Annotated in this window: 18 protein-coding genes; 2 read left to right on the top strand and 16 right to left on the bottom strand. The window is 46.0% G+C overall.

What is annotated here, in order from left to right; all coding sequences use genetic code 11:
- Window positions 1-6: 6 nt before the first annotated feature.
- From J2Z28_RS22160 to J2Z28_RS22110, 11 genes are all read right to left on the bottom strand, one after another.
- Complete coding sequence (locus tag J2Z28_RS22160; protein ID WP_211084318.1) at window positions 7-951, bottom strand: glycosyltransferase family 2 protein; 945 nt, start codon at window positions 949-951, stop codon at window positions 7-9.
- Between the two features lie 21 nt (window positions 952-972).
- Complete coding sequence (locus J2Z28_RS22155; protein WP_211084317.1) at window positions 973-2,040, bottom strand: glycosyltransferase family 4 protein; 1,068 nt, start codon at window positions 2,038-2,040, stop codon at window positions 973-975.
- Between the two features lie 39 nt (window positions 2,041-2,079).
- On the bottom strand, window positions 2,080-2,559 hold the full coding sequence (gene pssE, locus J2Z28_RS22150; RefSeq protein ID WP_211084316.1) for a PssE/Cps14G family polysaccharide biosynthesis glycosyltransferase: 480 nt from the start codon (window positions 2,557-2,559) through the stop codon (window positions 2,080-2,082).
- On the bottom strand, window positions 2,556-3,014 hold the full coding sequence (pssD, locus tag J2Z28_RS22145; RefSeq protein WP_091033847.1) for a PssD/Cps14F family polysaccharide biosynthesis glycosyltransferase: 459 nt from the start codon (window positions 3,012-3,014) through the stop codon (window positions 2,556-2,558). The genes pssE and pssD overlap by 4 nt, the downstream gene beginning before the upstream one ends.
- On the bottom strand, window positions 3,011-4,387 hold the full coding sequence (locus J2Z28_RS22140) for an O-antigen ligase family protein (protein WP_076319065.1): 1,377 nt from the start codon (window positions 4,385-4,387) through the stop codon (window positions 3,011-3,013). The genes pssD and J2Z28_RS22140 overlap by 4 nt, the downstream gene beginning before the upstream one ends.
- A gap of 34 nt (window positions 4,388-4,421) precedes the next feature.
- Window positions 4,422-5,120 carry a sugar transferase gene (locus tag J2Z28_RS22135; RefSeq protein WP_211084315.1) on the bottom strand — a complete coding sequence of 233 codons (699 nt, stop codon included), beginning with the start codon at window positions 5,118-5,120 and terminating at the stop codon, window positions 4,422-4,424.
- Window positions 5,117-6,019: a UTP--glucose-1-phosphate uridylyltransferase GalU gene (galU, locus tag J2Z28_RS22130; protein WP_211084314.1), complete on the bottom strand. Its 903-nt coding sequence runs from the start codon at window positions 6,017-6,019 to the stop codon at window positions 5,117-5,119. The genes J2Z28_RS22135 and galU overlap by 4 nt, the downstream gene beginning before the upstream one ends.
- Window positions 6,020-6,206: 187 nt before the next feature.
- Entirely contained in the window at window positions 6,207-6,884 is a 678-nt protein-coding gene (locus J2Z28_RS22125) for a CpsD/CapB family tyrosine-protein kinase (RefSeq protein WP_211084313.1), read from the bottom strand.
- Window positions 6,865-7,620 carry a YveK family protein gene (locus tag J2Z28_RS22120; RefSeq protein ID WP_244988466.1) on the bottom strand — a complete coding sequence of 252 codons (756 nt, stop codon included), beginning with the start codon at window positions 7,618-7,620 and terminating at the stop codon, window positions 6,865-6,867. Before J2Z28_RS22120 ends, J2Z28_RS22125 begins: the two co-directional genes overlap by 20 nt.
- Window positions 7,621-7,652: 32 nt before the next feature.
- Window positions 7,653-8,417 carry a tyrosine-protein phosphatase gene (locus tag J2Z28_RS22115; protein WP_211084311.1) on the bottom strand — a complete coding sequence of 255 codons (765 nt, stop codon included), beginning with the start codon at window positions 8,415-8,417 and terminating at the stop codon, window positions 7,653-7,655.
- Window positions 8,418-8,566: 149 nt separating this feature from the next.
- A complete protein-coding gene (locus J2Z28_RS22110; RefSeq protein WP_152417062.1) occupies window positions 8,567-8,971 on the bottom strand; it encodes a hypothetical protein in 405 nt (134 codons plus the stop codon).
- A gap of 378 nt (window positions 8,972-9,349) precedes the next feature.
- Here J2Z28_RS22110 and J2Z28_RS22105 point away from each other — a divergent pair, with 378 nt between their 5' ends.
- A complete protein-coding gene (locus J2Z28_RS22105; RefSeq protein ID WP_047841965.1) occupies window positions 9,350-9,718 on the top strand; it encodes a helix-turn-helix domain-containing protein in 369 nt (122 codons plus the stop codon).
- A 97-nt stretch (window positions 9,719-9,815) separates the two neighbouring features.
- Here the strand turns inward: J2Z28_RS22105 and J2Z28_RS22100 are convergent, their stop codons facing one another.
- The 4 genes from J2Z28_RS22100 to J2Z28_RS22085 form a co-directional block, all read right to left on the bottom strand.
- On the bottom strand, window positions 9,816-9,971 hold the full coding sequence (locus J2Z28_RS22100) for a hypothetical protein (protein WP_017690128.1): 156 nt from the start codon (window positions 9,969-9,971) through the stop codon (window positions 9,816-9,818).
- Window positions 9,972-10,200: 229 nt separating this feature from the next.
- Window positions 10,201-14,799, bottom strand: a complete 4,599-nt coding sequence (gene gltB / locus J2Z28_RS22095) for a glutamate synthase large subunit (RefSeq protein WP_211084310.1) — start codon at window positions 14,797-14,799, stop codon at window positions 10,201-10,203.
- A gap of 672 nt (window positions 14,800-15,471) precedes the next feature.
- Window positions 15,472-17,754, bottom strand: coding sequence for a YhgE/Pip domain-containing protein (locus tag J2Z28_RS22090; RefSeq protein WP_211084309.1), 2,283 nt, complete (start codon window positions 17,752-17,754; stop codon window positions 15,472-15,474).
- 206 nt (window positions 17,755-17,960) lie between these two features.
- A complete protein-coding gene (locus J2Z28_RS22085; RefSeq protein WP_211084308.1) occupies window positions 17,961-18,542 on the bottom strand; it encodes a TetR/AcrR family transcriptional regulator in 582 nt (193 codons plus the stop codon).
- Between the two features lie 381 nt (window positions 18,543-18,923).
- On the opposite strand from J2Z28_RS22085, the gene J2Z28_RS22080 reads away from it, so the two are divergent.
- Window positions 18,924-20,138, top strand: a complete 1,215-nt coding sequence (locus tag J2Z28_RS22080; RefSeq protein WP_036611351.1) for a UDP-N-acetylglucosamine--LPS N-acetylglucosamine transferase — start codon at window positions 18,924-18,926, stop codon at window positions 20,136-20,138.
- 275 nt (window positions 20,139-20,413) lie between these two features.
- Here the strand turns inward: J2Z28_RS22080 and J2Z28_RS22075 are convergent, their stop codons facing one another.
- Window positions 20,414-21,271 carry a cell wall hydrolase gene (locus J2Z28_RS22075; protein WP_091015454.1) on the bottom strand — a complete coding sequence of 286 codons (858 nt, stop codon included), beginning with the start codon at window positions 21,269-21,271 and terminating at the stop codon, window positions 20,414-20,416.
- Window positions 21,272-21,314: the final 43 nt, after the last annotated feature.

Below are 21,314 nucleotides of genomic sequence, written 5' to 3'. Positions count from 1 at the left end.
CACCTCTTACTTTAGTTTCATTCGCACAGGTTCCTCTGTATACGTACCAACTGCGCGTCTTGCATGAAATCTCATTAGAAATCCTTGCATCATAATTTTTGTATTACGCTTGAGCAGCACCCAATCTTTCCACCAAGGATACAGCGACAGTGCTTTTTTCAAATAAACGTTATTGCGAAGTGTATTTCTCGACCATTCGAGCATTCGATAATGGTGTAACTGACGGCGCTTCTGTTCCTTGGACATGTCATTGTAGTATTTCAAAATAATCTTGCGTTGGCCCTTGTACTTGGCTGTTGTAGAGGTTGAAATTCGTGGACCACTGTGGATGTTGATATCCACCAGCGGTTCTTTCACATTCACGGCGATGTAGCCTCGTTTCAATATACGCAGATAAAAGTCATAATCCTGAGCGGATGTCAGATTTTCATCGAATCGAACTTCACGGGCCAGTGAGGTAAGTACCATGATTTTGGACGTTTCCCCGATCCAGTTGAATGTAAGCAGATCCTCATACCGAATAACATCGCGAGGTTCCACCGACAATTTCCGTTTGACCACCTGATGCTGCTCATTCGTGTATGCGAGATACTTGCTGCAAAAGGTGAATGATTCCTTTGTTCGTTCCAGCACTTCCGCCTGGGTTTTTATTTTGTCAGGCAGCCATTCATCATCATCATCCAGGAAGGCAATGTACTTGCCATTGGCTTGGGATATCCCTACATTCCGTGCATGGTTGGCTCCTTTGGGATATGGAACCCGGATGTACCGAATCCGTGAATCTTCCCGGGTCCAAGCCTGACAGATCTCTGGCGTCTGATCTTCTGAACCATCATCCACAATGAAAATCTCCAGATACGGATGTGTTTGCTCACGTACACTTCTCAACGCATTCTTCAATAACTCGGCCCGGTTATGGGTCGTAATGATGCAAGATACCAAGGGGTTCATTTCATCACCTTTTCCTGTTCACTAGGATACCTTCACTTGAAGTGCATCATATATTCCTGACAATCTGCCCACGAGAAGATTCATATCGAACTTATCCGATATAATCTCTCTGTTATGTGAACCCATTCTTGCTCTAACCTCTTCATCCGTGATGAGATATTCCAGTGCTGATGTCAGCCCGTGCACATCTCCCGGCTCGATTAACAGCCCATTATGACCGGATGTAATCACTTCGGGGATGCCTCCGACGGTGGTCGATATAATGGGCAAGCCACAATTCATTGCTTCAAGTATGGCCATAGGTAATCCCTCATGATAAGAAGGCAGGACCAGTAGATCCGCTTCCCGCATCAGCTTTTCCTTTTGCTCTCCGTTAATCCAGCCGAGTACATTGACACGATCCTCTATTCCATACTGCTGCACGATTGCTTTGACTTCTTCGACTTCACCATCCCCTGCCAGATTAAAGGTGGCTGTAACGCCCAGCGCCTTTAATTGCTGAATGGACTGAAGCAGATCGTAGACTCCTTTTCGCTCACCCAGTCTGCCCATGAAGAGAGCATTAACGGCTGCCTGTTGTTCTCTCTCAAACGGTTCTTTGACAAAGACCCCGTTATAAAGAACTTCAATCGCTGTCTCCGGCACAATCGTAGCAAAGTATTCTTTCCACGTCTGGGACAAGACAATCAACTTGTCTGCCTGATTCAGAATGTAGTGACAATACTTGCGCTGCAGAGCAAATTGATTGTAGAAGTCATCAAAGCTGGCCGCATGAATATGCAGAATAACTGACTTTCGAAACAACTTTCGTGCGGTTAGCAGGAATAGAGACTTCCGATAAAAGCTCCCATTGTTTGCCATATGAATATGCACGATATCCGGCTTAAACGTGTACAGCTTCATCCAGAATTGCATGAATCCCCGTATAAAAATAAGCAGTCGTGAGAACACGCTGCCCGTGATATACGTTTCGACCCGCTGCATGGCGTACATTTCCGAGATGGAGGAATCCTCAATGTTTTTGATGACACTCACTATTCCGCCCATATCCTTCAAGGATGATCCAACAACCAATACTTTTGGTTTCATGATAGACTCCTTTTTTTTCATGGTTAATCTTCCGACCTCTTACAGGCTGTTCACGTAATTTTTGATGGATGAGATCAGATCAGACTGTTTTCTCACATAAGGCTGGAACGACAGCTCCTCTATGCAAGGTATTAGCTTTTGCAATTCAACCTGACTCTCCGCGACGGCCACATAGCCGTTATCCTGAAAAACCTTGGAAATCTCAAGCTGATGGTCATCCACATGCTCACCCCATTCTTTCCGGCGTGGAATGACGATAACCGGCTTGCCGCGTTCAAGACAATTTGTAATGGAGCCAACACCCGCATGAGAAATAATGCATCTGCTGCGCTCCACATATTCATTCATCTCTTCCTGCGTGAGGAAAGGAATCACAGTGAAATTTCGCGGCTGATACTCGGTATATCCGGATTGGGCGACAACCTCTTCTTCAATAATTCCTGCCTCAATCGCCTCATCAATAAGCTCAAACATCCGATTGAAGGGAAAACGCTGGGTTCCAACGATAGCAAATATCAAAATAAAGCCCCCCTGTACTTTGCATTGGGATAGCTATCCTGCAACGTTTCCCATTGGATGAAGAACTCATCCGAGATTTTGTACATCAATCTCCCGGTTGCGCTGGAGGAATAGATTTTGGCATAACTTTCGATATAAATCAGCTTGGCACCGAAGATTTTACCAATGAGGCAAAAAGGGTATGTGGCTCCCGCCCCTGTTGTAATGATCACCTTTGGACGCTCACGCAGATATAGAAAGAACGATTTGATAATATTAGCCACAAAGATTAGTAAGAACATCGCGTTTTTACGCTCTTGCTGCATTAAGAAGTATACTTTGCCCTGAGACGAATCTACTTTTCTGCTTTTGTTCTTCTCGGTAATCAGGAAATAATCATGTTCTTCAACCGCAGGAATAATTTTGGTTAATTCATCAAAATGGCCGCCTGTAGAACTGATCAAACAGACCTTCATGTTCTAATCTCCTTTGAAAAGGATACGTCCTTGGCTCGCTGTATCTGTATATCCACTTCTGCTTCAGCCCCTGACTTGGAATGAACTCCATTTCCCGTAGCATATAACGCGTTCAGGAAGATACAGAATGGAGCAATCAGATGAACCGTGGACAGGGTATTGTCAAAAAAGGAATAGGTCAGGAAACCGATAATCATACCGGCAAAATACAACCGGATCATGCCGCCCAATCGGAAGTAAACAGCCCGAAACACCAGCAGCAGCGATAGAAACAACAGAATGGCTCCAACTAACCCGCCATCGTAATAAAAACGAATGTATTCATTATGCGGAACAACGAATCCAGAAAAAATACTTCCATCATTCGCTACGAGAGTTGAGCCGAGTCCACGTCCAAATATCGGATACTCATTTGCTTTGCCAATAAAATAATTCCAAGCTACATCCCTTCCCGACAGGCCTTTGCTCTCTGACCTCATCTCATAATTGTCCCACTGCGCAATCACCATATAGGCCACAGCGACAACGAACAGAATGAGAGGAATAATGGCACTGACTCTGCCTTTGATGAAGGCTTTCAGTTGATCAAAAAGATAGACCAGAATAATCGGAATAAGCGCAATAAGCGGCCCCCTTGTTCCCGTCTGGACCAGAATGACCAGATGTGTCAAGGTAAGCATGTAATACAGAACAACCTGATGGCCTTGCTTGATCTGAATCAGACAGACGCAGATCGAGATAAAACACAACATGGCCAGATGCGCGGCGATGTTAGCTCCCTGTAATCGGGTTACACCCGACATCTCCAGGTTAGTAATGGACAATATGCCGGCGAGTTGCAGAATATAACCACCAGCAAGACTGAACAGCGGCAACCATGCGAGTACACGTATAATTCGTTGACTGATCTCTCTTGAAAAGTGGGGCATCAGCAACAAAAAAGGAACAATGACTCCCAGAAACGCCTTGAATGGATCGAGCGGACTAACCTTACTGGGCAGATCCGATAGAAAATAACTCTCCACAAATAAAAAACCAATCGCCAGTGCAGGATATATCAACTCTTTGCGGATACCAAAGCGTAAAAAAAGAGAGACGACAAAACCCAGAATCGCCAGCTTGTAGAAGGACAGCGAATCCAGTCCTGCCAGATGAATGCTAAATATTTTATCAATGGACAATGAAAAACTGACGATGAGAATCATAAAAATCCAGCTGGGCTGTTTAATATAAACGCCCAGCAGAATCACAGCTATAAGTGCAACAACCGAGACTAGTGGAAGATAGATTGCTGCGAAGACAATTACCAGCGAAAAAAGAATGATATTAAACGACTTCATATTTAATGCAGCAAGTATACCGGTCTTTTGCATATCTACTATGCCACCTCAAAGCCAGAATCGTGTTTCAAAACGCATCCTTCGAACCTACCAGCACCTTGAACGTTCTGAAGATAATTTTGATATCCACCATCATGCTGCGCTCACGGGCATACGTCAGATCCAGCTCCACCATTTCATCAAAACCAACACTATTTCGACCACTGACTTGCCATAATCCCGTACATCCCGGAATCATCTGAAGGCGTTGTCTGTCATAGGAATTGTAATTCTTCACTTCTCTAGGCAGAGCCGGTCTGGGTCCAACGAGACTCATCTCTCCTCTGAACACGTTCCACAACTGAGGCAGCTCATCCAGACTGGTTTTCCGAATGAACTTGCCAATCCGGGTAATGCGGGGATCATTTTTCATTTTGAACATATTCCCGTTCACTTCATTCTGATCAATCAGCTGTTCCAGCAGATCTTCTGCATTCGCAACCATGGATCTGAATTTGTACATATGAAACTCTTTTCCATTCTGTCCGACCCGTACCTGACGAAAAAAAACAGACCCCTGCGGGGCCTCGATTTTGATGAGTAATCCGATGACCGCAAACAAGGGGCACAAAATGATCAAACCTATGAAAGAACCCAGCAAATCGAGCATTCTTTTCATAAATAGATACACTTTATCCGCATTTTGTCCTGACATCGTTGATGCATTGTACCCCAGACTTGGGTCCATAACGATCTCTGCTTCCTTCGTTTGGGGAGATGGACTCATTCAAACTCCCCCCCGGCTGCATGTTCTACCGACTCTTTTTCCAGAATCTGTTGCAGAGCTTGCAGCATTGGAATTCTAAGTTCCTGTTTTTGCAGAGCGAAGTCGATGGTTGTCAAAATGAATCCCAGTTTCTCGCCCACGTCATAACGTACTCCCTCGAAATCGTATGCATACACTCCTTGTGTCTCATTTAAGCGCTGAATCGCATCTGTTAATTGAATCTCTCCCCCTTGACCAATCTCTTGTTGCTCCAAATGTTCGAAAATCTCTGGACTCAGTACGTATCTCCCCATAATCGCCAGGTTGGAAGGCGCTGTGCCTTGGGCAGGTTTCTCTACGAACCTGAGAACCTCTGTCAAACGGCCATCCGAATGAAGCGGGTCTACAATGCCGTATCTGTCTGTTTGTTCAGCAAGTACGGTTTGTACGCCAACAATGGAATGTTGAACCTGATCATATTGATCAATCAATTGTTTGGTGCATGGAACTTCCGATACGACGATGTCATCTCCGAGCAACACGGCAAAAGGTTCGTCACCGATAAAGTTACGTGCACACCAGACAGCATGACCAAGTCCTTTGGCCTCTTTTTGTCTTATGTAATGGATATCCACGTTAGAGGATTTGCGAACCTCTTCAAGCAGGCCCAGCTTCCCTTTTTCCAGCAAGTTATGTTCCAATTCAAAAGCGTTGTCGAAATGATCTTCAATCGCGCGCTTCCCTTTACCCGTTACGATGATGATGTCTTCGATTCCAGAGGCAATGGCTTCCTCAACGATATACTGTATGGTTGGTTTGTCCACAATAGGGAGCATTTCTTTGGGCATCGCTTTTGTGGCTGGCAAAAATCGTGTACCTAGTCCAGCTGCAGGAATGATTGCTTTTCTCACTTTTTTCATAAATACCACCCTATCCTCTTTTTTTTTAGTTTGATAAAAGTTGAACCAGGGCATCTAACCCGTCCTCACGTCATACCTTCGACGATTAACGTCTAAGGTTCATTGAACCCACAGCATGACCGAGTGCCTACAGTGATAAAGGTGCGGTAGACATTACCTGTTTACTTGGGAGCATTGGATGGAAGATTTACTTCTCTCCGTAGCTCACCGGAACTGCAACGTTTTTGATATTGTTCAGGATTGCGCCCAGAATTCGTGCATTCACATGCTCCAGAGCAGCCTTGGTCTTCTTCACCAGTTCCTTCTTGACCTTGCCCGAGTTCACAACCAGCAGCACACCATCACACAGCGAACTCACAATGAGTGCATCCGTTACTGCGAGCACCGGCGGTGTATCAAACATGATGACATCATATTGATCCTCTAACTTCTCAATCAGCCTTTTCATCCGGTTGGAGCCGATCATCTCGGAAGGGTTCGGCGGAATTGGGCCAGAAGTGAACAATTGGAGATTGTCGATATAACTCTCTCTAAGCACGTCTTCCACACTGTACTGATTAGACAGCACACTACTAAGACCGATATGATTCGGTACAGAAAACACCTGGTGCAAGGAAGGATTACGCAGATCCGCATCGATCAGCAGAACTTTCTTGCCTTCCTGGGCATAGGTTACCGCCAGGTTGCTAATGGTTGTGGTCTTGCCTTCGCCGGATTCAGCGGAAGCCACCATGATTTTTTTGATATGACTGTCGATTGAGGAGAACTGGATGTTCGTCCGTAATTTACGGTATCCCTCCGAGATTTGAGACTTGGAGTTAAAATAGGTCACCAGACTGTTATTTTCATTGGTTTGCCGCGACATATTTGCCATCCCCCACTTTCTGTTGAGATACGTAATTTTTCGTATTTTTCAGATCATCTTTTTTCATTTTGGATATCACTGTAAGCACAGGCAGGCCCAGCTCTTTTTCAAGTTCAGTTTCGGATTTGAATGTGTCATCCAGATAATCCATCAGGAATACAAGTGCAATCGCGAGCACAAGACCTGCGAACAGACTGACAATGATGCTTAATGTGGTTTTCATATTAATTGGAGATGCATTAGTATCCACTTTTGCTTCGCTGAGGATAGCCACATTATCGATTTTCATGATTAGGGGGATTTGAGATTGGAACACGTTGGAGATGGCATTGACCGTTTTTGCGGCTTTTTCGTAGGTAGTCCCTAGTACAGTTATGCTCATCACTTGGGATTCGCTGGCTGTAGAGACGGAAGTGCTATTCATGAGCTGAGCAGAGGTTAAGCCCAGGTCCGGATACGTGGTAGCGACTTTATCCATAATGGCGGAAGATTTAATAATTTCTCTGTATGAGTTAATGAGTTTGATATTGGTTTGAATCATGCTGAAGTCCATCATCGCCTGGCCTTGAACGTTAGAGGTCTGGTTCACGATCAGTTTGGAACTTGCTTCATAGATGGGCTGGGTGAAGAAAATACTTTTGACCCCTGCACCCACACCGGCTATCAAAGCAATTGCAACAATCAACCACAGTTTCTTTTGTAAGAGTCGAAAATATCCTTTCAGTTCCACTTTCATTCCTCCTATACGTTGTGATCTATCCTATGTAACTACCAGATGGACAGTAGCCATTTGCGAGGTTTCCAGCGTTCTGTGACCAGACACGAATTCGATAGAATGTGCGACGTATTCTCTGCCAGCCTTTTAACGGCTTCAGCTCCAAATCGACGCTCGATGACCCGCTCTCCTTCACTTATGGCAAATGTCCTTTTGCACGTATCATGTGCATCTGATGAAATGAAATGAAACCCGTTTTCTTTGCAAAAATGAAAACACCACTGCCGAACTTTCCGTCCGAAAAGCCCAGTGAAAGATTGAGCTGTGAGCTGACATAGTCCGCCTTGACTCAAGTAATCAGCCAACAACTTTGGCTTCTTCAAAATGACACGATTGCGTTCCGGATGAGCAATAATAGGGGTAATTCCCGCTATTCGTAATTCATGCAGTATCCTGGGGAACTGTGAGGGAATGTGACCAAAGGGCAGTTCCAGCAACATGTAACGACTTCCGGCGAGTGTGCAGCACTTTCCTGCATATAAGTCTCCAATCAGGTTGTCATGCACCCTGATCTCCTGTCCGGGACGGATCTCCAGGCGAATGTTGCGTTTGAGAAGTTCTGCATGAAGCAGGTTCACGGCCTGATTGACCACCATCGGTTCATTGTTGTATTGCCCGTTCAGGTGATGCGGAGTAGCAATAATGGAGGTAATTCCTGAGGCTGCCGCCTTCTCAGCCATCGCAACGGACTGCTCCATTCGAACAGGACCATCATCCAGGCCGGATAATATGTGGCAGTGCATTTCAACCAGATTCAAACTTCCTGAAATAGTATGAGCCCCCTCGCCCCTTTATTCATTGCGCAAATGCTTTTGGTGTTAAAGAACTAATGCATAACGCTATGAAATATAGTAAAATGGCGTTAAGTACATGTTTTGTTCAGAAAATGTTAAGAATCGACTTGGAATTATATGGTGAAATCAATGTAATGATAGGGTTCTTGCAGAGCCTTTTGTTCTGTTGCCTTTTCATACTGAAAACGGGAAACCGCGGGAAACTGAACTTCAGTAAGCATTGTGTTTAACTGTCCAGTTATATATAGTTTCTGTTCGTGCTGAATATGCAAGTTTGAATGATACATTGTGAGCTCTCCGAAGGGCTGTTTCCATTGCAACCTTGCGTGAAGTCGTACACATACATGTTGATCTTCAACATCCAAACCAATGAGCATTTCTGATGATACCGGCAAGTTCAGGTCGCTCAGGAAGGTGATTGCTTGAGTGTCCATTCCAAGTAACAGAACAGGGCGTCTTTTGCGGTCTACCATTTTCCCACGAAACTCCTGAATGTACATATGGACATTTAATTTCATATCAGCCCATTCCTGAATTATTGAATACATGGTTTCATTCCTTTAGAATGGATTAGCCTACATGGACTGCCTCTACTTCCTTCTCACAGGTATATGGTCCAGGCAACCAGGAGATACTTAAAATATCCCAAATGATACATTTTGTAACTCCATACGTCCAATTTACGATACAATACGTATCATGTCAAGCGGTATTTGGACATGGTTCTTTTGATTTACGACAATTTGAGATGTCCTTAGACAGACCTATTTACAAATGGAAATGGGTTAAAGGAAACACATGAGGAGTTACTCTTTTGCAGGAAAGCTGCCCTGATCAAACACTTGGCTCAGGATTGTTTCAATATATATTTGATGTCGTTCAGGGGGAAATAGCTTATGAGCTACGGAAATCGCATTGCGGAATTACGGGAACAGCGGGGACTTACTCAAGAAGAACTTGCGAGCTCCATTCATATTACCAGAGCTGCTCTCTCCCACTACGAGAAGAACCGACGTAAACCGGATTTCGAAGTGTTAACGAGACTTGCTGACATCTTTGATGTGTCTATTGATTATCTTATAGGACGTACAAAGCAAAGTGATGTCGTGATGGATGAAGACGTACGTGAATTCGTGGATACCTTGGAGTTATCGGACAAAGAAGTGTTAGAACGCTTCGATCTGATGATTGATGGGAAGTCTTTAACAGAAGAAGAGGCACGTCGTTTTATTGCATTTGTCCGAATGGAACGCAGCATGGACTAAACCCGAAAAGAGGACCCAGTTCCCGAGAGATAACATCTCTGGCTTCTGGGCTTTTTTTGTGTCTTAATTCCCTTTTATTCCATGCTTGTCTATTGTGTCAAGGACGCTTGTTGTTGACGGAGGATACGAAATGGTTCCAACGCTCCGGGTCGATTCCGCATTGCAGTAAAACCTTCATGATGTCCATCTGGGTTGCTTCGACTTGTTTACCTGTCGGCCTACGATCGTCCCTGTTTGGATGCTTCATATTCATTCCGCTAACCTCTCTTATCTTTATACTTTCCCTGCCCTCCAAAACTAGCCTTATTATACTTGAGAAAGTTCCTCGATGTTGTCGTCTCATGGCGATAACGTTTTTTGATGGGGTTCTAATTTTGTCGAAAGCCAAATAGGAGCTATACGGTGCCGGAATGGCAACCCTATAGCTCCTATTATTCTTAATACAACCTGTTCATGCAACTTATACTTGAACAAGGAAGGTATTAGCCTCCAGCACGTGCAAGTTCACGCATATTCGCTTCAAACGCTGCAAGCAGCGCTGCTTCTCCAGTCAAACCTGTTGCCTGAATGCGTTCGATCTGTTCTGTCATACGCTTGAAGTCTTTCGGAATAACCCGAACGAACTGATTCAGCGCATCTTGCCAGTTATCCAGAATGCGCTGACCGACAGCACTTCCTGTATTGGCAACATGACGTTGAATCATGCCTCGCAAATCTGCACTTTCGGCCACATCTTCGATACGCTCCAAAAGAACCATTTCCAGATTACAACGTTTCAGGAATGTGCCCTCCGGATCATACACATAGGCAATACCTCCGGACATCCCTGCTGCAAAGTTACGACCTGTATCGCCGAGCACAACGACACGTCCACCAGTCATATACTCACAACCATGGTCGCCTACACCTTCAACGACGACTTTGGCGCCCGAGTTACGTACAGCAAATCGCTCACCCGCAATACCACGGATATACGCTTCACCACTTGTTGCTCCGTAGAGAGCCGTGTTACCGATAATGATGTTATCTTCCGCCTCAAACGTTGCTTTCGGAGAAGGCATCACGATCAGTTTACCTCCGGACAGTCCTTTACCTACGTAGTCATTGGAATCCCCTTCAACGGTCAAGGTCATACCTTTAGGTACAAAGGCCCCAAAGCTTTGTCCGGCAGAGCCGACAAATTTGAATTTAACCGTATCTTCAGGCAATCCTGCGAGTCCATATTTGCGTGTGATCTCACTACCCAAAATGGTACCTACTGCACGGTTAACGTTTGTAATTGGAAGCACCGCTTCAACCGGTTGACTGGATTCAATAGCAGACTGTGCCAGTGGCAACAATTGTTGCATATCCAGCGTTTCTTCCAATTGGTGATTCTGATGCTGTGTGCGGTAACGTGCAGAGCCTTCCGGCATTTCAGGCACGTGCAGCAATACAGACAGATCCACACCTTTTTTCTTCCAGTGATCTACGGCTTCTACCGTTTCAAGGCAATCTGTACGTCCGACCATCTCCTGAATCGTACGGAAACCAAGATCAGCCATGATCTCACGCACATCTTCAGCAACAAATCGCATGAAGTTAACCACATGGGCTGGATCACCCATATAATTTTTACGCAATTCCGGATTCTGTGTCGCTACACCAACCGGACAGGTATCCATCTGACAGACACGCATCATGATACAGCCAAGTGCAACGAGCGGTGCTGTAGAGAAACCATACTCTTCTGCTCCAAGCAAGGCTGCAATCGCTAGGTCACGGCCGTTAAGCATTTTGCCGTCTGTTTCGAGGACAACACGGTCACGCAGATTGTTCAGCATCAACGTTTGATGTGTCTCTGCAAGACCCAGTTCCCAAGGCATACCTGCGTGGCGAATCGAACCTTGCGGTGATGCACCTGTTCCACCGTCATAACCGCTGACGAGGATAATGTCGGCACGGCCTTTGGCTACACCAGCTGCGATGGTACCCACGCCCACTTCCGATACCAGCTTCACGTTAATCTCAGCACGCGGATTAGCATTTTTCAAGTCATAGATCAACTCTGCCAGATCTTCGATCGAGTAGATATCGTGATGCGGTGGTGGCGAGATCAGACCTACACCCGGTGTTGAACCACGGACTTCGGCAACCCAAGGATACACTTTACGTCCTGGCAGCTGTCCGCCTTCACCCGGTTTTGCTCCCTGAGCCATTTTAATCTGAATCTCGTCGGCATTAACCAAATAGTTGGATGTAACACCAAAACGTCCGGATGCTACCTGTTTAATCGCACTGCGACGGGAATCCCCGTTGCTATCTTTAATGAAGCGAGCCGGATCTTCTCCACCTTCACCGGTATTGGATTTACCTCCAACACGGTTCATAGCGATGGCAAGATCTTCATGCGCCTCTTTACTGATCGAACCGAAGGACATTGCACCTGTTTTGAAACGACGCATGATATCTTCTACGGATTCAACTTCTTCGAGTGGAATGGAAGCTCCCACCGGTTTCAGCTTCAGCATGGAGCGAATGGTCAACAATTGATCATTCTCACCTTGTACAAGTTTGGAATATTTTTTATACAGCTTGTAATCCCCAGTGCGTACTGCATGTTGCAGGGTATGAATGGTTTGCGGATTGAACAGATGCTCTTCTCCGTCGTTACGCCATTGATAATCCCCACCGGAATCCAATACTTTATCGTTACCGTCTTTTTCCGTAAAGGCACGGTTATGATGTGTCAACGCTTCGGCTGCCACTTCTTCCAACCCAATTCCACCGATACGGGAAGGTGTCCAGGTAAAGTAACGGTCAACGAAGTCCGATTTCAGACCCACCGCTTCGAAGATTTGAGCTCCACGATACGATTGAATCGTAGAAATCCCCATTTTGGACAACACTTTAGTAACGCCTTTGGTAGCTGCTTTAATGTAGTTTTTCACTGCTTTCTCATGCGAGATACCACGCAACAACCCTTGCTGAATCATGTCATCCAGCGTTTCGAAAGCCAGATAAGGGTTCACCGCACTTACACCGTAACCCAGCAGCAACGCGTAGTGGTGAATATCACGCGGTTCTGCCGATTCGAGCATAATGCTGACTTTGGTTCTGGTTCCCTGGCGAATCAGATGGTGATGCAGACCTGCTACAGCAAGCAATGCAGGAATGGCAGCATTCTCTGCGTCCACACCGCGGTCAGACAGGATCAGAATGTTATGACCTTTGTCGATGACACGATCTGCAGCTTCGAAGAGCAAATCCATCGCTTTGCGAAGTCCTTCTGCTCCTTCCGCAGCGGTGAAGAAGATTGGAATCGTCATGGAGCGGAAGCCTGGGCGACGCACATGGCGAATCTTCGCAAAGTCTTCATTGGACAATACCGGTGTATCCAGACGGATCTGGCGACAGCTCTCCGGTTCAGGGTTCAGCAAGTTGCGCTCAGGACCAATGGTTGTTGCCGTAGACGTTACAATCTCTTCACGGATTGCATCGATTGGCGGATTGGTTACCTGGGCGAACATTTGTTTAAAGTAGTTGTACAGACGCTGCGGACGATCCGACAGCACAGCCAGCGGTGCATCATAACCCATCGACCCCGTAGCTTCCATACCTGTTGTTGCCATCGGCTCCAGGATTTTACGCAGTTCTTCAAATGTATAACCATATGCCAGTTGAAGCTGGGTCACGTTATCATGTTTTGGATCAGGAAGTTCCGGTGCTTCCGGCAACTCGCTCAGATCCATCAAATGCTCATCAAGCCAATCCTGGTACGGATTCTCCGCTGCAATGATTGCTTTTACTTCCTCATCCGCGATGATGCGGCCTTCTTGTGTATCCACAAGCAACATCCGACCTGGACGCAGACGATCTTTGTACAGGATCTCTTCCGGCGCGATATCAAGTACCCCAACTTCGGAGGACAGGATAATACGGTCATCCTTGGTTACATAATAACGAGCTGGACGCAACCCATTACGGTCAAGTGTTGCACCAATTTGCAAACCATCTGTGAAGGCCATTGCTGCTGGTCCATCCCAAGGCTCCATCATTGTGCTGTGATATTCATAAAATGCCTTTTTGGCAGGGTCCATGCCCTCATCTGTGCTCCATGGTTCAGGAACCATCATCATGGCCACGTGTGGCAGAGAACGGCCGCTCAGATACAGGAACTCCAGCGTGTTATCGAACATGGCTGTATCCGAACCGTCCGGATTGATAACCGGTTTTACTTTTGCGATGTCGTTACCGAACAACTCGCTCTCGAACAAGGATTGCCGTGCATGCATCCAGTTCACGTTACCACGCATCGTATTGATCTCACCGTTGTGAATCATGAAGCGATACGGGTGGGCACGTTCCCAGCTTGGGAAGGTGTTGGTACTGAAACGGGAATGCACAAGTCCAATGGCCGATTCCACGAGTTCTTCCTGCAGATCCAGATAGAACCCGCCAACCTGTTCGGTTGTCAGCATGCCTTTATATACAATTTTGCGACATGACATGCTCGGAAGGTAGAAAGAACCACCTTCTGCTTCATCTGCCGAATAACGAATAGCCAGCTCAGCACGTCTGCGAATAACATACAGCTTACGCTCGAATCCAAGCTCATCCTTCACATCTGCGGATCTTCCAATGAACACCTGACGTACATAAGGTTTCGCTGCAAGTGCAGAACGGCCAAGCATTTCATCAAAAGTAGGAACATCCCGGAAACCCAGGAACGTCTGACCTTCTTCTTCAATAATCTTCTTAAGGCTCTCTTCATGCGCACTGCGAATGGCAGGGTCCTGGGAAAGGAACAACATCCCTACGCCATAGAAGCCCTGTTCAGGCAATGCAAAACCAAGACGTTCCGCTTCCTGTGCAAAAAAGCGATGTGGAATCTGAATCAGGATACCTGCTCCGTCACCGGAATTCGGTTCACTTCCCTGTCCTCCACGGTGCTCCATGTTACTAAGCATAGTCAGTGCCTGACTAACGATATCGTGTGAAGGTACTCCTTTGATGTTGGCAACAAAACCCATTCCGCATGCGTCTTTTTCGAACTGCGGGTCATACAGACCCTGTTTTGGAGGTAATCCGATGTGTCTCATGGAACGCAACCTTTCTATAATGAAGTATTTCGGAAAGATCAAGAACATAGGCAACAGGCAACAATGAAACGGGAGGAGCCGGCCTTTCGCTTGCGATAGAGCCTGCTAGATAGAAGAGGTAACAGCATGAGACTGTCAAAAATAATGCCTGCTATTGGGCAGAAGCCATTAAATGAGATGAGCTGATCCGGACGATCCGGCAAACAGCCTGTATAAATCAACACGCAGCCGCTGGCACGGCTACTGAAATGGAGCGACGTTTTTTCGATATAGTTCTATTATTTTAACACCGACCTAACATCAGCGCAATTTAAACTTTTTAATACCTCTGATAAGAAATGTTTTGCAGTACAGCTTTACAGTAGTGACGTTTAAATTCATCTCTTTTTCGAATAATTATACACTTTTTAAGCCAGAGTACAACTGAATTAAATTGCTGACAGAAGAAAATCGTTCCATGTGCAGCCTACGTTTATCCATAATTCCACCAAATTTTCACTGCTTAAGCCAGCGAAACTTTACTTCTCTATGCATTTGTATACAAAATAGCCTGCAACCCCTTTTTGGGGTCACAGGCTATTTGCACTATTTGACTACTATATTGCATAATTTCACTACAAGAAAATAAAGTTTTTTTTCAAAAATATGACCCTGCTGAAGATCAGGTTCGACTTATGCCGTCACAACTTGACCAGAATCAGCCTGTTCGACTTCTTTTTTCGGACGTCTGCCATTCCAGAGGAAGTAAGCAAGCGTCAGCAGAATGGATACACCTGCATAGATGCTAAGAATACCTGCCTGATGCCACATCACATCCAGATTACCACTCGATACCACGGCTTTGAAGCCCATAATGCTGTGTGTCATTGGCAACCAAGGGCTAAATGCCTGAAGCCATGATGGAATCAGTTCTACCGGGAAGGTTCCTGCACTAGCCGCAAGCTGGAAGACCAGAAGCAGAATGACAACATAACGTCCAGGCAGATCCAGCCAAGTTACAAGTGCCTGAACGATCAACATGAAGGTCAGCCCCGTAATAATGGTAAACAGATAGAACAGCCCTACGCTGTGCGTCTCCAGTCCAAGACCATATAACATGAAACTTGCCACGATAACCGATTGGAAAATGCTCACGGAGCCAAATACCAGTGTCCGGCTGACAAAACGATTCCAGCCTGTTGCACCAGGTACGGACGTTTCCCGCATTTTCAATACAATCGTGGAAATCAACGATCCCACAAACAGACCGATCGACAGGAAGAACGGTGTCAATCCTGTACCATAATTGCTTACGTTCTCTGCTGTGTTCTCCGAGGAGTTTACAGGTTCAGCGAACATGTTCACTACATCATCCGTTTTCTTAACTTCGGATGTTTTCTGTGCGGCATCATTCAGCTTGGTTGCCAGTTCACTTGAGCCATCTTTTAGCTCAGTAAGGCCGTCAGCCAGTTTGCCTGCGCCATCACCCAGTTGCTTGGAACCATCGGTTAGTGAACTAACGCCACCACTGAGTTTACCTACACCCGTTTGCAAAGCTGTTGTTCCTGAGCCCAGCTGCTTGGCACCATCTGCAAGCAATGTACCACCACTTGCAGCATCACCCAACTTGCCGCTAAACTGCTTCAGGCCATCAGAGAGTTTCGTTCCTCCTTGGCTAAGCTGCCCGGCACCAGCCAGCAATTGCTGCTGACCATCCACCAGTTGGTTCGCACCAGCAAGAAGTTGCTCCTGACCTCCGTGAAGCTCGGTTGCACCCGCAGCCAGTTGCTGGTTACCCTGATGCAGCTGATCTGCACCTTGTGCCAGCTTCTGCTCGCTCTCATGCAGTTGTGCACTGCCGTCAGCAACAGCCTCACTTGCCGCAAGCAGCTTCTGTACATCCGCATTTTCGGCCAGTTCGGGGTTCGATGCAGCAAGCTGTTTCAATCCGGCGGCTACGCCCTGTGCGCCATCAGCTACCTTGCTACTGCCATCTACAGCCGATTGCAGGCCTGTTGCCAGTGTGCCACTGCCCTGAACGGCACTTTGCAGACCATCCGACAGCTTCGCACTGCCCTGTTCTGATGATTTAAGACCAGCCTGCAACTTACTTGTGCCATCCATTGAAGACTGGAGTCCGGTTTCCAACTTGGCGCTGCCATCCTTCAACTGATCTGCTCCGCTCTGAAGCTGGCTCGATGCGGCTGCCTGAAGCTGTTGCAGACCGGATACAAGATTCGATGTTCCACTTTCAAGCTTGGTTGCCCCTGTGTGCAGCGCGTTAACACCATCACTTAATGGAGAAAGTCCTTCCTGAAGTTCAAGCGTTCCGGATGCAAGCTTCGCCAGGTTATCCTTGAGCTTAACAGCACCATCATCCAGTTTGCCTGCGCCGGTATTCAGTTCACCTGCCCCATCGCCTGCCTCAGCCAAGCCATCCGATACTTCGGAGAACTTGTCGAGCAATGTTTCTGCATAGGATTCCGTTACTTTGGCTGAGACTTTTGCTTTCAGGTCCTTAATAGCGGTCTTACCGATCTGTGCACCGACAAAACTGTAATTGCCATTCGGTTCATAGATCAGATCAGCCGGCTCCGGCTTGTCATCGAGCAATGTTGTTGCTTGGGATGAGAAGTTCTCCGGAATCGTAATTTGCATATAATATTTGTCATTACTCATGCCTTCTTTGGCTTGACTGGCACTGACAAAATCCCATTTAAAATCGGCATTTTTCTTCAGCTCATCCACCAGATCACTACCTACATGGAGGGATTTGCCCTCCAGCTCAGCGCCTTTGTCCAGATTAACAACGGCAACCGGCATCTCATCCACATGACCATACGGGTCCCAATAGGCTGCCAGATAGATGCCACTATACAGGATCGGTATAAACATAATTGCAATAACAGGGATCAACACCTTCGGGTTTCTCACGGCCGATCCCACATCCTTGAAAAACACGGATAAAGATTTCATGTCATTTTCTCCCCTTAATCTCTCTGCTCCATGAGCAGGAATAACCATAATGAAATACAATGTCACATTCCAGAAAACATACTGAAACACGAAGTGACTACTTTCCTCAAACGGTCACTTTAGGACAAAAAAACAACCTGTCTTCCGACAAGCCTCCCTGCTTGATACGCGTGAAAATCCTTATATTATAGTAGATTAAATTCGGATTACGCTACAGCAGCAATTCCTTCCATTAAGAAAAGGCGAAAGTAAGTCTTAATTTCCTCTTTGCTCAGCGGTTGATGTTGTTTGCTCCAGTCTGAGGTGAGTGCAATATACAGGCGAATCATCATAAATGCGACGACTTGCGGATCACAATCTCGAATCTCTCCATTGTCTTTTGCTTTCTCAAGCTCCTTAGCCAGAAAGTCGGAGATTACTTTCTCCACCTTGTCCAAACCTTCCTTGGCCTGCAGTGTTCCAAAGTCCTTCAGCTCCTGAGATAACTTAACGAGCAGATCGTGGTCACGACGAAACTCTAACAAGGCATCCAGTACTCGAAACAGATTATCGAAAAATGCACTTTCCTGATGTACTTCACGATGCGCGATGTTCTTCATTTCCTGAATCACTTCTACCAGGATCTGATCAAACAATTGTTCCTTATTGGTGAAAAACGTATAGATCGTTCCTTTGCCAACGTTCGCAATCTTGGCGACCTGATCCATCGTCGTTGCTTTGTATCCAAACATGGCAAACGACTGGGCTGCTGCATGAATAACCTGCTGTCTCCTGTCAATCGGAGCCATCTAATCCCTCCTTTGTGCTGATTCATTGTTCAATCGCTCTACATAAATGACCAAAAATACAATTCGGTCATTCGGTCAAAAACTACAATACCACCTTCGAAAACAGATTGCAACCCTAACATTCTAAAAATTGTGTTAATATTTTTTAACCTAAATGCAGTGGAAACTCCTTCTGTCGTCGTCTATAGTGTAAGATGACTCAGATAATACGTGTATTAATGAAGTTTAAGTTGTCTCATTGTAAGATATATGGTGTAAATATTTATAGAAGAAACATGATTTTGCGCTTCAATGTATATTCATGTAGTAACGCATTCCATAGCTAGAATAAACAATGAATATCTTCTTTTTGAATTAAAACTTATGAATAAAGGTGAACTCATGCGAAAACCAAGAGTGCTCTTATTATCGGAAGGTTTCGGTACCGGTCACACTCAGGCCGCTCATGCGCTGGCACATGGCATCAAAAAAGTCAGTCCACATGTTCACAGTCGTGTCATTGAACTAGGCAAATTTTTGAACCCAACGGTAGCTCCACTAATTTTCTCTGCATATCGAAAGACACTATCGGTTCAACCCAAACTGGTCAGCCTGTTGTACCGCACACAGTACAACAAATCACTAAATGGTTTTACCAAGCTGGCGTTGCACCGAATTTTCTATACACAGACGGCACAGGTCGTATCTCAACTGAAACCGGATGCGGTGATCTGTACCCATCCTTTTCCGAATGCTGTGATCTCCCGGCTCAAACGCCAGGGTCTGAATATCCCGCTCTATACGGTTGTGACGGATTATGACGTGCACGGAACATGGATTAATCCGGAAGTGAACAAATATCTAGTCTCTACCCCTCAGGTCAAAGCATTGCTTGAGATCCGGGGTGTCGATCCCTCCCATATTCAGATCACGGGAATCCCTGTGCATCCAGACTTCTGGGAAGCTGGAGATAAGGTGAAGCTACGGGAAGAGATGGGGCTTCAGAACATGCCTACAGCGCTACTTATGGGTGGCGGATGGGGACTTTCGTTTGATGAGGATCATATGAAAGCTCTCACGTCTTGGGCAGATCGTGTTCAATTGGTCTTCTGTCTAGGAAGCAATGAAAAAATGATCGCAAAAATGAAGGAAATGCCTTGCTTCCAGCATCCGAATATTCGTATTCTGGGATATACACGGGAAGTAAGCAAATTGATGGATGTATCCGATGTGCTGATTACGAAGCCAGGTGGCATGACATGCACTGAAGCGCTGGCCAAGGGTCTACCGATGTTGTTCATTCCTCCGATTGCAGGCCAAGAGGAAGAGAACTGTGAATACTTTGTACAAGCCGGATACGGCCAAGTCATTCACTCTGCCGACGTGATTACCAATCGTTTCAGACAACTAGTTGAGCAGGCATCTACTCAAACTGAAAGCCCGCTGAACGTAGCACATCATTCAGGTAACCATTCGGTCTATGATCCGAAGTGCTGTGCTCAAGCTGTTCATGACTTATTGTTCCCGACTACAGCCGAAGTCACAACAACCTCTTTGGAGCGCTTCACAGCCGGAATTACTGCCACGTCCTTGTCAGGTACCAGAATACCATTCTGACGCCTCTATGGACCTATAGAACAGCTCTCACGAGGTGTTATAGGGGACAAGACAATTGCTCTCGATATACAAAGAAGGTTCCCTTCCGAATTTTTGGAAGGGAACCTTCTTTTATTTTCGCTAATTCCACCGTATGATTTGACAGAAAAAAGGGTAATTTAGAGTATAACGATATTTTTAAATAACGAAATAAAACTACGATTCAGGCTTTTTTAAGGGCCGTGTGATGCACACACAGTTAACTACCCTGCCTGTTTGCAGAATTTACGGGTCGATTACTTGTAAAAAGTATGATGACCGATCGTTTTTACTTTTTTCTGCGAGCGAGCAACTGTCAGATCGTCGGCAAGCGTCAATGATAAGAAATAATACGTATCATCGGCAACTTCCTTCTTCCCGTTCAACGCAGCATTCACTGCTTTGATGCTGTCCTCGTTGGGAACTACACGTTTCATACGTCCGTTCGCTACAGGACTAAACTGGGATTTCTGATAGATGACCTTGTAAATGGTATCGGGAAAATTGGCTGACCGCAGCCGGTTTAAGACAACATTGGCAACTGCCACTTTGCCTTCGTACGGTTCACCTTCCGCTTCTGCCATGACGATTTTTTGCAGCAGATGCAGTTCTTTATCGGACACACTGTATGACCAGGTTGCAAGTTTCGAGTCTTCCTGGTTCAGAAGTTTGGTCCGTGTAAAGTATAGTTTTTGGGGGGGAGTTGTTACAGCAGCGACTTCTTTGGCACGTTTCACTTTGGCCAATTTCAGTGCAGCTTCTTTTTTGGCTTTGGCCGCAGCTACCGCTCTAGCTTTGTTCTTGGCCTTGGCTTCTTGCAGTTCCTGCTCTTCTTGAGCAGTCGTAAGCCAGTTCTTCGCTGGCAGAGATTCAGTCCACGCTACGGTTTGGGCAGACAGATTAGAGGACAGACTTGTCCCATCTTCCATCATGCGCCTCTCTTCTTGCGTAGATGTTTGGTTATTTTGCCCAGAAGCCGCAAGTTCGGTCATCTGTTTACTATCACTAGCTTCATTCCACTTCCCCGTCGCCTGAACGACATTTACCCCCACTATACATACAAGCAGCACTGATAACATCGGTGCTACCCAACGATTTTTGCTTATAATGTTCATTCGAAGATTCCTCCTGTCGAAACAATTCCCTTAACTAAGTAAC

The organism is Paenibacillus xylanexedens (assembly GCF_017874615.1).
Classification (GTDB): Bacteria; Bacillota; Bacilli; order Paenibacillales; family Paenibacillaceae; genus Paenibacillus; species Paenibacillus xylanexedens.
This window is presented reverse-complemented; position numbering and strand designations above follow the sequence as displayed.